The organism is Novipirellula galeiformis (assembly GCF_007860095.1).
Lineage (GTDB): Bacteria > Planctomycetota > Planctomycetia > Pirellulales > Pirellulaceae > Novipirellula > Novipirellula galeiformis.
In genome coordinates, this window is record NZ_SJPT01000004.1 from 747,382 (window position 1) to 763,831 (window position 16,450).

Genomic DNA, 16,450 nt, shown 5'->3' on the forward strand with positions numbered 1-16,450 from the left:
GGATCCCGTCATGGTCACCAGCCAAGGTTGGCGAGACATTCCCCACAGCCGACGCAGCCCCGCCAAGCGATTGGCGCGATTGGCGGTCGCTGCTGCGCTGCTTGCATTGGTGGGGTGGTTCATCATGGCGTTGGTGTCGCCGTTTCAGCATCCCAATACCCATTTCGTCTACGCGATTGCGGGCGATGATCCGGTCGCAGGCGTCGCTCCGCCCCCCTACGCGCTGGAACAGTACGCTCATCTGACACCGCTGAAAACCAGCTTGGCAAAATCGGGTGACAACCCGCCCATGGTTGAATTGATGCCTCTGTCCACGATCGGAATTGGCAATCTTGCCCAGACGCCATTGGGCGAATCGATCGACGCCAACGACGCCGTCCTGATCTATGTGTCCGCTAACGAGGGCGAAAGTCAGCCGGTGCCAAGCACGAGCCCTAGCAACGAAGCGAGTCCGCCTCTATCAACCGCCACCCTGCGGATTGGCGGGTTGGCCGACGGATCGATCGAGATGCCAGTCACACAAGTCATCGATCAAGTTCGACGCTTACCCGGTCGAACGAAGTTGTTGATCTTGGATACGTCAACCAATCTGCTGGCCGACCGTGGGACCGTACTGCCCGGGACGTTCACACGCCAAGTCGCGACCGCCGTGCAACAGACCGGGGACCCAACGTTATGGGTGTTAACCTCTCATTCGATGTTAGAGATGACCCATCGGTCGCCGGCACTCCATCGCACCGTGTTCGCCTACTTCGTCGCTCGTGGGTTGAAAGGCGATGCGGACTTAGACGGGGACCAGTTGATCGATACCGATGAGTTGTTGGTCTATGTTCGTGGCAGTGTTGCGGATTGGGTGCGACAAATCAGTGATGGGTTTACGACGCAGACACCGCAACTGCTGTGGGGCGGCGGCGGACCTGACACCGCTTGGCCGTCGGTTCCGTTGTTGTCCGTTGGCAGTGTGCCCGAAGAGGCACGTGAGGGTGACGTCCAAGACAGTTTGGCCGAAGCAAGGCAGCCTCGCGAGCGTGGAAAGTGGGAGAACGTATTTCGCGAGCGCGCAGCCAATCGGATGCGACCGTTAATCAACCCTGTTCGCGATAAATTGACCGAAGCTCGGGTGCCCGAAATCACTTCCGAACTGCGTGGGCTCGAAGCTAATTCGGGTAGCAAAGCTGCGAAGCCGTCATCGGAAAAAAAAGACGGCAAGGAAGGCGAACCCGCTAAGGCACCCGCACCGTCGGATGCTGTCCCAGAGAATCAGACGGGAAGTCCGCAGCCGAACGATGCCGATGACCCATCCGATTCGGATGCCAGCGGTATTGAACCCACCGATCCGCTTCAAGATGTTTCGCTGCTGGATCAATTGGCCCAAGCTTGGAGCATCCACGACCAATTGACCATTGCACAGGGGCAATCGCCTCGGCCACTCGATTACGCGCCCGATCTCTGGTGGGATTACCGTCAACAACTCTTGGCGGTCGATGAATCGATCCGTTGCGGTTTGCGATTCGAAACGCGTCCGCTGTCACGGTTGCTGACCGAAGAATTGCTGCCGATGGCGACGTTGCTGGATTCCGCCACGGTCGCGAAGCAAAATTCGGATCGCCTTGTCGATCGATTTTTGCGAAGACGCCCCACGATTGCGTTGGCAAGTGACCTCGGTTCGCTGGCATTGCTAGAGGCAACCGATTCGTCACATCAACGTTGGAATGAATCCGAGCGGAAAGCCATTGATCAATACGCTCAGCTGATTGACCAAGAGTTACCCGATGGTTTCCTGAAATGGATCGAGGAATCTTGGCAAGATGATTTCCAGCGGATTACCGAATTGCGATTGGCAAAGCAGTTTGCATCTTTAGCAGCAACCGACTGGGCGCTCGTCCAAAAACTACTTCGCACTGCGATCGTAGGCGAGCGAGCGGCTGTGTCGGTTGCTTCGCTAGCCCCGCTTCAAGACGATTTGAAGGTAGCGGATTCGCGACGCCGCGATGCGGAGCGGTGGATGCTCGACCAATTGAAGTCGGATTGGCGATCGGCCGCAGGAAATCGACTCGCAGCCGCCGAAGCAAGCTACATGCGGTTGTTGGAAATCGCCGATGCTCGGCTTCGTCTCGATCGACTGACCAACGAATTGTTGGCCGATCTACCGTTCCTGATCGCACTCCAACGCCATGCCCATGCCGATTTGACTCATCCCTTGCCGAGGAGCGAAGATCTCCATCAAGTACTCGGTCGCTTGGCGTCGTTAAGCATTCGAATCTCCGAAGACACGTACCCTGCTGACCTTCAAAACGTTGCTCGACAACTGCAAGCATTGCTCGAAGACTTACGTCGTGGATTCAACGATTCGGCAACACAACGGTTGGTCCAGGGACCGATACGTTCGTCGGATGCTTGGTACATGAGTCTCGTGCTGCAAACTCCGCTGTTGTCAGCGCAAAGCCGCATGAAATGGATCGCGGTTGTCGGCGAAATCGAAGCCGTCAGTCTGCAGGATTATTCGCCTCCGACCGCCGTGGCGTTAAACGCACAACGCGCTTACTCAGGCCATTGGCAAAATGACCCAGCACGACCCACACGCCTGGCGAATCTGCAACGTCAAGCGAATCATTGGGTCCGTTGGCAGTCAATGTTGCTGGAGATTGCCGATCCGATTGGCCCGTCTGATGATGGTGATTCCGCGGAGGTTGCCGACCCAGATAAATCGTTGCTCACTCGTTCACCGTTGATCGCACCCTCCGTGCGGCAAACACTTTCCGATTGGGTCGCCACACCTCGCAGCATTGATGAATTCAGCGCCGCGTACGATCAATTGCGAACGTCCTTGACGAACGACCATGAACAGTGGCCGGTTCGGTTAGTCCAATGGCTAGAGCAGTCAAGCGATTTGAGTGACGCTCCGCAGCGTGACGAACGACGGTCCCGATTGCATCAAACGCAACTAGCGATTCGAACGGTTGTCCCCGCTCTAAGCGATTTGTTTGATCCTGGTGCTGTTGCGATGCGAATCGATTCGGCGGAGCGGTATGATCAATTTGTTTGGCAGGCGGATCGCGATCGCGAGGCGATTGCCGAATCATTACCGACAAATCTTGAATTGCATCTGGCGTCTGCACAACGCTATCGGTCGCTCGCGGCAGCCGAGACCATGCAGCCATCGCTAAGTCTCGTTCCTACTCCAGCGATTGCAATGGAAGCGACCGAAAGCATCGTCTTCTCGCCCCAAGAGTCCGAGATTTCCACCGACGTCACCATCGTCAACCGAAGTCGGGAAGCTACCGAGGTTTGGTTGGTGGTGCAGTTCGATCCGCGTTACATCAATCTGCATTCCGAACGGACGCCCAATGTTTATGAAGAGACGGCGCTGCGAGACGAATTGAATTGGTTGGTTCGCGATGCAGACGACGAGTTGCAATTGCTGGTCAGCACTTCGGCGAACGGTGGACAACAAGCTGAGCAAGCTGGGAAGCTCAATCGTCTTCGTCAAGCGGCCCGGTATCCTTTCCGTCCTGATGTCGCCGATCTGCCGCCAACGTTAAAGTTGCAACCCGGAGAATCGCAACCCGTGACGTTGACGCTGTTGCGTCAAGATCAGGTTGGCAATCGGTCCAAGGTGGTCGTTCGCGCGTTGACGGCGACTGACCATTCGCGATCGGACGTTTCCATTCGGCTCCCCGATCGCACTGCGGTGGCCATCGCGATTCAAGGTGATCCGCAGACGTGGACAACCGAGGGCACGCAACCGACGCTGCATCCCTATCCGAATCGCGCGACGTCGTACCGCATTTCGCTCCACAACACACGCGGCAGCGATTTTGACGCGATGGTATCGGTGGTCGCTCCCGTCGATTCGATGCCGTTGAACGTACCTGAAACGATGTTACCCGCATCCGCAGCCGACCATTGGCTCAACGATTTGTCGACGGTGACGTTGGTTTCACCCCGACCGATCACCTTACCGGCCGACGCTCGTCCGGTGGAACTGCTTCCCTCACCACCGCTTCCACCGAAGGGGAGCGATTCGGAAGCCGCAGTCGCCCCAGACGCGGTTCCATCGGACTCCGCTGAACCCACCGATGCGGAACCCACCGACGCCGAAGCACCTGCAATCTCAATCACGCATGGTTTGCTCGTGGTGATTCGTGATGCGGCGACCGGCACCACCGCGATCCTTCCGATCCAATGTTCGCCTCAACGTCCGCGCCGCTACGTTCAGCCTCGGGTCCGCTATGACGCGGCCGTCGGCAAGCTCGTCATTGATGTCGAGGCGGTCAAAGGTTTTGTGGTCCCGGCGGAAGGAATTCCTATCCAAGCTCGGCTGTCCGATGATGCCGAGCCGGGGGTGAATTTAACACTCGCAGGACGCTTGCACGCGAACGAAACTAATCTGCGTCTGAGCGCCGACATCCCGACGAATGATGACACGCAGTTGCTTGTCGAATTGGATGTCGATCAGTTTCCCCGAGCCTTTTTGTACCGCTTGCGTCCCACCAACTCGCAACCGTCGGTATCCGAATGGACCGATCGCAGCCGTGTGGTGATCACGTCTCCGATACCGGGCAAGGCTTTTGCGTCGCCCGCAGAGCCGATCGAGGTCGAGGCCCGAGTCGATGCACCGGTGGGTTCGTTCTTGAATCCTCGCGACCAGTTTGCGATCGGGATTGATGCCGATCGCGATCGTGAATTCCGCGATGAGTCTCCCCTTGTATTGCGATCGGATCGGCAGGTGCGAATTGGTTGGCAGCCCCCCAAAGCTCCCTTGCCGCCTGGCACAGGAACGTTTGACATCGTCAGTGAGGTGAGCGATTTCAAGTTGCCGATCCCCGCGGGGACGCTGGCCGACGCCCGCGTAAATTTGCTGGGGCATCTGCGTACCGGACAAACCGAAGTCTGGAGTGACCCGGTCGAGATCGTTTTGGACGGTCAGCCGCCTCGACTTGGTGCGGTCAGGGTCTTGCCCAGTCGATCGGTCGTCGAAGAAAAACCGCTCGAAGTCTCCGTCGCCGTTGATGACGAAGGTTTATCGGGGGTTGCTGAGGTCAAGATTGGTTTTGCGGTGACCGGGACAACCTCTTTTTCAGAGGTTCCACCAGCGGTAAAGGCGACGCTAACACCGAGTGGTGCGTGGGCGACCACGTTGCCGACGTCAGGGCTAATAGCGGGGACGCACACCATGTTGCTGCAGGCAACCGATGTGGTTGGCAACGTCGGTCCTCCCACGTCAATTTCGTTGCGAATTCGTTCCGCAGCCGAAATGGAAGCGGAGGCGCAACAACCGAAACTTGTCAGCGGTCGGGTCGCACATGGAAAAACTCCCGGTGCGGGTGCGAAAGTGGATTTGTTCACGGTCGAAGAGACACCACGTTTGATCGCCACACGCGTCGCCAACGCTGCTGGCGAATTTCGCTTTGCCAAGGTTGCGCCCGGCAGCTACATGCTAAAGAGCAATGCGTTCGTCAGGAATCATTATTGCTCGGGTGAACAAGAAGTGGTGGTGCCTGAGGGCAATAAGACAATACAGCCGATTCAGATCATGATTGAATAAACGTGATTCAATCGATTAGAAAACCAACGTTGACCAAGGATACATCCTCATGGGTTTACCCGCAGCACGCGCGACCGATATGCAAGTTTGCCCAGCGGTTACAGCGATCGTGCCCCACGTGGGCGGACCGATCGCGATGGGCTGTCCCACCGTGCTGATCGGTAATTTACCAGCGGCACGAATGGGAGATCCGACCGTTTGCGTCGGTCCTCCTGGCACCGTCACCGGTGGATCCCCAATGGTACTGATCGGTGGCAAGCCTGCGGCGCGACTAACGGACGCCGCCGGTCATGGTGGGGTGATTTCGGCACCAGGCTGCCCGACCGTCCTGATTGGATGACCCGCACCTACCCGCTCCGCCATCCCGTGCCCGAACCACCGCCAGAAGTTTGGCGTGAGTGGGATGTGCGTAAAGCTCTTTATGATTTAGTTAGTCGGCGAGCGCTAGACGCGGATATTTCATAACCCGAAGCGTAAGCGAGGGACCCTTCGTAAAATCCCTCGCTCACGCGTCGGATTATGATTTTGTTTGCGCACATGATTCAAAATGCGTAACACGTTGTTGAATAATCGGTTAGGACAATCTTGCTCGGTCTACGACACCCTGTGGGGTCGGTTGGGACATCCACGCTGGCCTTCCGGTGGTGTTCGCTGCGCTCAAACCACCGGCTACTGTTGGTCATCCCGTCGGGATGAAAATTGCGCAAACCACAAACCCCACAAACCCAAATTTTCCACAGCCCAGACTGGCGATCACCGGCTCATCGCTATGCGCAGCATTGCGAGTAAATCAACCAGCCGTTAGGGAGCGACTTGGAGTGTCCGTTTTGATTGCGACGGAGGCGGCATTAGCCCAGGTGTTATAGGCGAATTTTACTTAATCCCTGCGATATGCTCAGGCCGCAGGACCCGAATTGCCGATGCCACTTTAGGCTTATAGTCACATAGGGCGCATTCGGATGGGTGCAGTCGTTTGAACTCGTTTAGGGCAGCTACGTGAATTTTGGGCGAACAGATCGGCTATGCTGTTTGCTGGCATTGTGGTGTTTGATTAGCAGCGGGTGTTCATCGGTACCGATTGTTCCCCCAGCTCCCCCAGTGCCGACACCGCCGACCAGTGCCACCGTGGGGACAACCACGTTGGTTGCCATTGCCGCTCCTGCTCCGGCGAGCCCCAGTTGCACACTGCCGGAGTTTCTGGGGATTAACCAAGTCATCGGTGGCACGGCTGGGCTGCTTCGATTGCTTCGTGATCGAATTACCGCTCGGCTCGGTGGTCGGTTTCCCGGACTCGAACCCAAGCCCCCGTTGTTGGCACTGACCGACCCCGCCAATCTCAGTCCCGACGCTCCCGCCAGCGTTCAGGCAGCCGCCAAGGTCAAGCAACAGAAAGATGCGGCTGCACAAAAGGCGAAAGCAGCCGAGTATTTAGCAACCGTCGGTTGTGGTTGCTACGAGGGCGTTGCCGAAGCATTAGCTGCGAATCTGACCGATTGCAGTGAAGAGGTGCGTTATGCAACCGTCAAAGCACTTCGGGCAGTGGCTCAACAGGATTGCTGCTCCTGTGGCAAGAATAGCTGCTGCACCTTGGAAGTTCACCAGGGGTTATCGCGATTGGCGTGGGACGTCGATAGCACAGGCTGCTTTGTCGAGACATCGAGCCGAGTTCGTCGGACGGCGCGATTGGCACTGGAACATTGTTGTGTCCCGATCGGGAATCCCGACGAACGATACGATCATTTGCCAGCGGAAGGTCCTGAACTCGAAGAGGGAGAACTGCTTAGCAAAGCATCGCGAGCGATTGGCGAACTCGTACGGCATGCGGCAGAACCAAACTCCGTCACGTCTCAGGTCCTGGTCCGCGTTAACGGCGAGCCAATCCTGGCTGAAGAAATCCTGGCCACGGTGGAACAACGCTTTGTTGAGAGTGGCGAGTCGATCCAATCCGCGAGTGACAAGCGATTGCAATCGTTGATGGACGAAGTGCTTGAACAGGCGATCGACCGCAAAGTGCTCGCCCAAACCGCCCGCATTGTGCTATCCGTTGCGGTCCGCGAACGGTTGCAAGAGCAATCCACCTTCCCATTGGGCAATCCCATTGGCCAAGTCGCTTACGACGAAACCACGCTGAATGCTCGCTTTGAGTTATCGCTCGCCGAGGAGTTGCTGCGTCGCCAAGTGGATCATGATGCTTTGGTGGACCAAGCGGCCGTGACAACTTGGTATCAACAGCATGCGGAACTTTATCGAGCCCCGGATCAGATCCGTTGGCAACAGTTTTCAGTCAACGCGAGCGAGGTGGGCGATTCCGATCTCGCGACCGAGTTTTTGGCGTATGCAAAATTAGCCGCCACCGGTTTTCGTAGCGAACCGCCGACCGGCTATGACGAGCGGTACGTGCATCGCAAAACGTTTGACTTTATGACACTCAACGATGTCGCGTTTCCGGCGATTCGTGACTCCTTGGAATCGCTCAAGCCGGGACAGGCCAGCGAGATCATGACAAGTCCACTCGGGGCATCGTTTGTGCTCGTTAACGAGATTCGACTCAGTCCGCCCAAGCCGCTAGAGGATGTCACACGTCAGGTCAAAATGGATATTCTCGAAGACCGACGGAAAGCAGCAGAAACCGCGTACATCGCACAATTAAGGACGCAAGCTCGGATTCAATATGCGGGTGACGAGCCAGCGGAACCAGAAGTCCCAGGAAAACTAGACGTCCCAGCGGAGTTGAAAGTCATTAAGCCTGTCGTCGATTCCGAGTCGACCGAATCGAAGATCTTATCGCAATCGCAGGGCGGTTCAGGCCCGGAAACAGCCCAACTATGAATGCCAATACCGTTAATGAAGTTCGCCGACGATTGCGATCCCGTCGCCGCATACGCGCAATCGCAGTCGGATTGCTGTTTGCTGTTACCCTCGCCTTCATTGGGTTGTGGGTTTATGAACTGGTCCATCGACCAAGATTGACGCCGTTGATCTCTGCGACGGTCACCGATTACGCATGGCCCGTGCTGCCTAACGCCTGGGCCGATGAAGACGCGCGGCGATTAGCAACGCTCGATCAAGAAACGGTTCAGATCTTTGATGCCTCGCCCGATTGGCAAAGTCGTGAATTGGCACTCAAACGCCTCGACCATGATCTCGATTCCATTGTTCGCTCAGGGGCGATGACCGGGACCGTGATGTTCCATTTTAGCCTTCATGGACGAGTGGATTCCAACGGCATTCCCTACCTGATGCCTACGAACGCGTCGCCACTGGATTCAGAATCGTGGTTGCCAATCGCAGAAATCCTGAACCATATTTCGGACCGCTTGCCTGCTACCGTTCACAAATTGGTCTTGCTCGACAGCAACCGCACCCTGTCGCATTGGCAAACCGGACAATTGCATAACACGTTTGCCGACCGACTTGCGTCGGCGATCGACCCCGCGCGACATCCGAACTTAGTGATCCTCAATAGCACCTCGCCCGATCAGATTGGGTGGAGTAGTCCGGCACTCGGTGGTAGTTTATTTGGCTATTTTGTCGCCCACGGATTGGCGGGTGCCGCAGACCATCCGGCCATCGCAGCGGAAGCCCAACACGCCCACTCAGGCAACGGGGACGGACGCGTCTCGGTCCAGGAACTCGCCGACTATTTGAATGCACAATTTAGTCGCTGGTGTCACGCTCACCAGATGCCGCGCCAAGCGGTAATGCGGTTGCCCGCCGAAGCGGACGATTTTGATTTGGTTTGGTCACTCTCGGGGAACAGCTTGCAGCAATGGCAAGACCGTTTTCAAGTCGACGCGACACCGTCGGTCACTCCGGCACAGCTCGATGCACTTTGGCAACAGGTGTCGCGATTGCCTCGAAAAGATTTGCTGGCGGTTGCACCTGAACCGTACGCGAAGCTTCAACAGAAAATGCTGTGGCTCGAGGATTTGGCGATAGCGGGTTCCGCCTATAAAGAACAGGCGAATCGTCAACGGACGCTGATCGAACGTGAGTTGAAACGAATCTCGGAACAAGTGCAGGAAGCTCCGGTTCAAACCTCTCCCGTGACCGTCCGACGGGTGTTGACGGGACAGTCGCAACCGATTTTGTCCGGTGCACCGGTTCCTTCTTCACAATTAGCCGTCACGATGGGGTGCGTGACATCCGCTGCGAGTGAAGCGGCAACGCAAAGTTGGAATGACTTGGTCGCACGACCCAGCGGATCTAAATTGCATTCGACGATCACGACGCTCGGGGCAACTCCTTCGGGTGGCGCCAACGCTAACGCAGCGACCGATGACCTGCAATTTCTAAAGTTGCTGCAGCGCTATGGCACCCTCAACCGCTGGACACGGCAGGATCCGGTGGTCGAAGTCTTGAAACTTCGAAATCAGGCCGATCAATATTCTGTCATGCGTTTGGACTCCGCAACGCAAGACATTCGCGCGACGGCGTGGTTAAAACAATCACTTCAACGTGCCGATCATGAGCGGTTGCGAGCCGAAGATTTGCTGATCGCGGGTGAAAATGCGGCAGCCGAATCGATCGACTCCCAATGGATGTCCGCTCGGCAAGCCTATCAATCCGTTGGTCAGCGACTCCGCCGAGTGATCGAAGCCTATTCGGTTCGCGACGAGGCGATGAATCGGCTGCCTTTTGTCGCTGAATCGATCGCGGGGCTACCCATCGACGCCTTGTCAGAATCCAACGGTGACGACGCCGTTGATACCCCCGATGACTTAGTCACGACTTTGGTTATTCCAGCTTTGCGCGATGCGATTACGCTCAATCGTCTTCTCGACGCGAATTCGAACTCTGGCGTCAATCCCGCTGCAAAATCGGATTCCGAGTCGGATGCCAGCGAACAAATTCCGTTTTTTGATGTGTCGGATCGACTGCAGCAGACGTTGGTTCAACTCGAGGGACAACTGGATCGATTTCTGACAAACCTCGCACAACAAGACGACATCACCAGCGCATCGATCCGGCAACTCAACTTGGCGCTGCGAGCCCCCGGTTTGCCTTGGCAACAACGCCGGAAACTACGTGAAATCCGTGATGCGGTTGCTGCCTCTCAGCACGTTACCGCGGAGGTTGATTCCGCATCCACATCATCGCCATGGGAAAACTTGGCCACGGAAACCACGACTGCTGCGGCAATCCCATCGTTGGACCGATTGCTTTCCTGGTCGGTTCATCCAGCGATCTTGATCACCCAAAGTGAACCAGCCAACCCTGCGACGTTGGCGGCAACCGATGCCGCGGCCTCGTCACCGGTGGTCGCCGTTGAAAATGGGGTAGAGCGAATTGAGCGGATGGGGTATCGGGTTCGCGAGTCGCTTGCGAACTGGACGGCCGACGCGGACTCGACACGCTTGATGACCGACCCCAGCGACCCGGCGGTTTGGTCCTCGGCCGCGCGAATGCAGCTTCAATGCTTGTCGCTGAGCAGCGGATCACCGAAACCCTCACCACTCGAACACGTTTGGCGACGCGATTTACAACAGCTACTGCTCTGGCACGCCGAGCGACAACTCGAAGCCTTTTTAGGCTCACCGCAATCCGATGTGCGGGGCCCCGGCGCGACGCCGTTTTTCGATTCGGCTTGTACCGATTGCTTAGCGATGATCGACCGCATTGGTCCCGCCGATGCCTCCTTGCAACGCCAGATCGCGAAAGTTCAAGGAGACCAAATCAAACGGCGACTGGGTGCCCGCAAAGGGTTCGCCATGAAAGCCGACACCTCGCCTTTGCCATCGCCACGGCCCTCGCCGGCGGGCCAATCCGAGGAATCGATCCATGTTACGGTCCTGCCACCTGCACCCGGTGAATTGCCTGATCGGGCGTTGCCGCCAGGCACCGCAGCGGTTTGGGTGCAGACATCCGATCGCCGTCAATTGACCGGCGCCGCAACGGTGCAATCCCCGCTCCCCGATGTTACAAGCTTTGACCTTGCGATTGCCCCCGATGTCGACGCAAGCAGCGGCGGGGAAGCAGAGCAACCGGTCAGCCCACGACTTGTTGTATCCACGACGTTTCGTGGTAACGAATACACGCAACCGTTTGTGGTTAATCGCTTGGGTGGCACGGTGGTGCAATATCAACCTCACCGCCATCACGACAGCCGGATCACATTGATCGGGCAACGACAACGGCGGGCATCGGTGATGTTTGTGTTGGATTGTTCACGTAGTATGGAGGAACCGCTGGCGGGAGAATCCGCGTCGGACGCTTCCACATCACGATTGGATTTGGCGAAGACTGCGTTGATCGAAATGCTGGACGAATTGTCACAGCAAGATGCCACCCGAGTCGGTGTCGTTTTCTTTGGTCACCGCGTTGCCTGGACACGTTCCGATCCACCTCAGCGTAGCCAGTCACCAAGTGCGGGGCCAAACGTCCCGGAGGGGCTGATGCCAAGTCTCGATATCGAGACCGTTTTACCATTGGGACGCTTTGATGCTGGGCAAGTGTTGACGCGACTTGATACGGTCCAACCATGGGGCCAATCACCGCTGAACCTTGCGCTCGTCGAAGCACTCAGCGCGTTTCGAAATGACGATGCTGACACGCAAAAAAGCATCATCGTGATTACCGACGGTCGTGACTATCAATTCACCCCCAGCCGTAGTGACATTCGCAAACCAGCCAAGGTCACTCGGCAAGACGTCTTGCGAGCCGCCGAGGGGGTCAATGTCCCAATCCATCTGCTCGGTTTTGGGCTCGATGCGAACGAGCGTGTTGCTACGGAGGCGGAGTTCCAACAGATCGCAGATGCCACCGGAGGCCAAGCGACCTCCGTCGACGACGCAGGTGAATTGGTGCGGCAACTTCGTGAGAGCCTCGCGATGGGGAGTTTCTCACTGCAGGATTCGTCCACGGATGCTCACTCGGATCATGGTGAGCATACGGTCGTTGCAACGCTCAACGGAACCGTGACGGTCGATACCGCGCTCACCGCCAGCGATCAATTTCGATTGGTCTTCGAATCTTTAAGCGAAGTGATTCCTTTGTCGGGCGGCGAGGCCTTGCAAATTCGATTGTCCGACGACGGTCGTCGATTTTTGCCCATCCCCTTTGAAAGTCAATTTCCACAGCGGGTGAATTTGGTCAAAGGTGCCAGCAACGAAAAAACTCCTTATCTACTGCGTGCCCACCGCCCTCAGCGTCTCGGTGCGGATGCGGTGTTCCCGGTTTCGATTCAATCCACCGTTGACCCTGTGACGCCACGGCCCGCGGAAACCTGTTTAATGGTGACCCCGGTGATCCGGGGTGTCGAAGATCGCAATCACCGCTACTGGTTCTACGATTCGAATTTTGAGCCTGGACAACCGGTGCCACTGCTCCGATGGAAAGCAGCCGATTGGCCCAGCGATGCTGATGCGGCTCAGTTGCGGTATTTCTGTAAGTTCGCCCCAACGGCGCCAATGGAAACGATCCCGCTGCAGAAGGTTTTGGATCAACCGGAATCCTTCGTCAGCTATAAGCTACCGGAATTCCCATCGATCCAATTGCAGATTTCCGTTAGTGATCGATCCGCAAACCACGATCAATATCTTGTCAGCGTGATCGAGCAATATTATGCGTCGGGTCAGGGTTCGGGGACACAAGGGTTGGGCCAGTTGAAAGTGGAATTCCGCACGGCCCAGCAGTATCAGCCAACGCTCGTGACGCATCAGTTTGACGCGGCTCACGGCATCGTTGCTCACACCTTCTCGTTTGCTAACTCCGACGCCGGCGGGATAGAGCGATCCTCGCAATCGCAGATCGTGTTGACGGCCATGTCGGCGTTGCAGGCGGGAGCGTTGAACCCGACGGGGGGGCAGCCAATTGAGGTTGAACTGTTCCACGCCGCCGACGTCATCTCTTTGCAACCCGCCCGATAGTGATTGCAGCCAAAAGGCTTGCCTTCGGTTTGGAATCTGCTTCGGCACGCTTTCGCAAAGCAAAGAATACGTTCGCCCAACTCCGTCAGGAACGAGCAACCGATGACAGGGGCAACCGATGGCAAGGGCAACGATGGCAAGGGCAACGATGAACGCGACTTGCTGGGGAGCAGCAAGCGACCATGCCCGGACCCGCTTGCTTAAGAATCATCCGCTGGTCTAAGCAGGTAGGCAGGAGTCTTTCGGTAGATTAGCCGTTTTGGCGTTAGCCACGGTTCAAGCGGTTCAACCGGGGCTAACGCCCAAGCGGCTAATGGGATTTCACCCAATCATTCCTGCTGCTTAGCAACTCCTGGCGTTCATGCTTTCGGATTCGGGGTCTGGGAATTCAAAGCGGTAATGCAACGCATTGAAATTATTTAGCGATCATTCGTTGTTTTGTGTCAGCTTTTGTTTCATTTGCGTCTTTAATTTGTGCAGCAACTAACCCCATTCATTTCGTTGCAACGTCACACCACGCTTACATCTCCTGTCGGCGATTACCAAGGAAAACACAAATGGACCTCACCTACATTGTTCAGTGGAAAGCTTGTAAGAAAGATTTCGAAACCCTGACGGGAAAGAAAAAGCCTGCAGAGAAAACGTTAGGCATCTTTCGGAAATCCAGCAGTCTCGAAGATGCCCTGAAGAAGGTTGATAAAGCCTATGCCGATCTTGGCGTAAAGAATGGTAAAGGAACGCTCGAGGCCAAAGACATCGCGACGTACGATAAAGTCGTTCTTGCGTTCAAGAAAGATGGCGAGAAGTACATCAAGCTGTTGGAAGCCACGCTGGCGAAAGAGGCCGATGCCGACAGCGCCTATGGGAAGGCCGTCGTGATGCTAAAGAAGCGGATCAAAGCGATGACCGTGACGATGAACACCATGGGGGTAACCTACGCGAATCAATTGACCGCAATGACGGCGAAGGAGAAGGCGGTTGCGGTCGTGATCCCAGGGACTCAGAGCGGCTTGAAAAAAATGTCCGCATTTTTGGCAAAGGTGGAGGCGCAAAAGACTGTCGAAACGAAGGTTGCTGTCTTCAATTCGGGGATCGTAACTGCCGCTCGCGATATCACCCAAAACATCAAAAACGCCATGAGTTTTCAGAAGAAGGGGATGGTGACCTGGAAGGGCAAGGATCTCGATGGGGTCGTCAAAATCATGACCGCCTGGGCTAATGACGGGCGAGCCTTACCCAAGAATGCCGATGCGGCCGGCGTCAAGAAAGAAATGAGCGCCCTGGTACAGGTCGTCAAGGCTGTGAAAGAGTGGGTAAAGGCCAATAGCTAACCGTTGCCGACACTTTGCTGACGCACGCACCCAGGCTTGTCGTTTGTGACGCTACGCTCGCAAAACCCTAACCCCGGGGTGCGGGATGATAGCGTCGTTGGCGTTAAGTCGGTGCTCCGAGCGGGAGCACTTTGAGAAATGACATCGATTGAAAAAGTAGCGGCGTTCGCCAAAACTTGGTCGCTGCCGTCGGGTGACGGCAGCGACATCAACGATGAAAATGCGCTAGCGGAAATCGAGGCGGGTGTAGAGCAAGGCTTGTCCGTCGAGTCTCGTCGATAACCGTTGGTGGTCATCGGGCGTAGGCCATCATCGGGCGTTGGCGATCATCAGGTGAAAACCTTGACCGCCTTGATCCCCCGGTCCAGCTCAGAAACGGCAGCAAGCCTGCGGAAGGTCCACTTCCACAGCGGGTGAATTTGCTCAATGGTGCCAGCAACGAACAACCTCGTTGGTCGAGCAAGATGACACTATATCGGGATCAATGATTTTCCATTCTTCGCGAGCTGATAAATAAAGTTGGTAACGGCGTACGCCGAGATTGCATGCTTGCCGGTGTCGAGTGATTTTTCCGCATCGACGGGGCCCCACTGGTCCTGTTTTCTTAGCTTTTGGGTTGCCTTGAGTGCGCGGTTGCCAAACTTGGCCGCGTTCTGTGAGCGTTTGTGCAACTTCGTGATTTCGCTAAACAGTTCCTGGATCTTCCGGTCCATTTGGGTGACGATGGCTTTCAAATCGCTGCTGAGCTGCTTGTCGGGAATCTTGGTCATCAGCTTCATGAGTTTGTTGATCTGGCCAGCAATGTCGTCTGCTTTGTTCTCAAGTTTTGCGACGAGGCCTAGAAACTGTTTGCAAGTGTTTTCAATTTCACTGGTCGCCTTGACCATGCTTTTTGAAATGGGCAACAGCGAGTTAGTCAGTTCTTTGAGGCCTTCCTTGGTCTTGGATAGTTTTTGAGCTTCCTTCGTGCTTTTCGCTTTTTCCCGCTTTGCGTTCAGTGCATCGACCTTGGTCATCTGAACCAGCAGGTCGCGATAGACGGTATCAAGGCTTTGGCTCCATGTTTTTGCCGTCTGGACGAGATCGGTTAGTCCTTTCGCGGCGGTACCGATGTTCATCCACAGCGTACCGAACGACATGACGGCGGAGGTCACGGCGATTCCGATTCCAATCGTACTCATCGTGATTTTTGCCACGCACTTGATGCGAAAGCTTTTCAAGTGCTTGCGACGGGACATGTACCCTTGCCATTCCTTCTGGACAGCGGCATTGGCGTTGGCTTCGACAATCTTGGCGTAATGCCTAAGGACTTGGTTTGCCTCTTTGATCTTCGCGTCAGTCGCTTCTTTGTCCAGAATATTCTGAGCGATTTTCTTATCGAGGTCTTTGATCGTGTCCGCAAATGCTTTACTCGCTTTGCTGACCTCTTTCTTAGCCACGTCACCTAGGTGACTGATCTTTAGACTTTCCTTGCCCGATTTAATCAGGTCGTCGAGCGTCTTGTCGATCTCGATAATCACATCGACCGTGGTTGCCCCCACGTCAAGGTATTTAGACTTGACGCCACCATTGAGATTAAATTTTCGCAACGTTGTGTATTTAACAGTCGCCATCTTAGATCCGAATAAAGAGAGTGGGAATTTTTCGGCCTACCCGAAAAATGGCTGGGGGCTCGAGTGCATCGTTCGACGTGATTTGCTTCG

7 protein-coding genes are annotated in these 16,450 nt (G+C 55.9%); 6 read left to right on the forward strand and 1 reads right to left on the reverse strand.

What is annotated here, in order from left to right:
* Nucleotides 1-10: 10 nt before the first annotated feature.
* From Pla52o_RS13700 to Pla52o_RS26910, 6 genes are all read left to right on the forward strand, one after another.
* Complete coding sequence (locus tag Pla52o_RS13700; protein WP_146595153.1) at nt 11-5,548, forward strand: hypothetical protein; 5,538 nt, start codon at nt 11-13, stop codon at nt 5,546-5,548.
* Nucleotides 5,549-5,597: 49 nt separating this feature from the next.
* The gene (locus tag Pla52o_RS13705; protein WP_146595154.1) at nt 5,598-5,888 is read left to right on the forward strand and encodes a PAAR domain-containing protein; all 291 of its coding nucleotides are present in this window, start codon (nt 5,598-5,600) and stop codon (nt 5,886-5,888) included.
* A 758-nt stretch (nt 5,889-6,646) separates the two neighbouring features.
* The gene (locus Pla52o_RS13710) at nt 6,647-8,377 is read left to right on the forward strand and encodes a peptidylprolyl isomerase (protein WP_146595155.1); all 1,731 of its coding nucleotides are present in this window, start codon (nt 6,647-6,649) and stop codon (nt 8,375-8,377) included.
* Nucleotides 8,374-13,416 (forward strand): vWA domain-containing protein, encoded by a 5,043-nt coding sequence (locus tag Pla52o_RS13715; protein WP_146595156.1) that lies wholly within the window; start codon nt 8,374-8,376, stop codon nt 13,414-13,416. The genes Pla52o_RS13710 and Pla52o_RS13715 overlap by 4 nt, the downstream gene beginning before the upstream one ends.
* Before the next feature lie 557 nt (nt 13,417-13,973).
* Nucleotides 13,974-14,747: a hypothetical protein gene (locus tag Pla52o_RS13720; protein ID WP_146595157.1), complete on the forward strand. Its 774-nt coding sequence runs from the start codon at nt 13,974-13,976 to the stop codon at nt 14,745-14,747.
* Nucleotides 14,748-14,885: 138 nt separating this feature from the next.
* The gene (locus Pla52o_RS26910) at nt 14,886-15,029 is read left to right on the forward strand and encodes a hypothetical protein (protein WP_197169225.1); all 144 of its coding nucleotides are present in this window, start codon (nt 14,886-14,888) and stop codon (nt 15,027-15,029) included.
* A 188-nt stretch (nt 15,030-15,217) separates the two neighbouring features.
* On the opposite strand, the gene Pla52o_RS13725 is transcribed toward Pla52o_RS26910, so the two are convergent.
* On the reverse strand, nt 15,218-16,360 hold the full coding sequence (locus Pla52o_RS13725; RefSeq protein WP_146595158.1) for a hypothetical protein: 1,143 nt from the start codon (nt 16,358-16,360) through the stop codon (nt 15,218-15,220).
* Between the last annotated feature and the right edge of the window lie 90 nt (nt 16,361-16,450).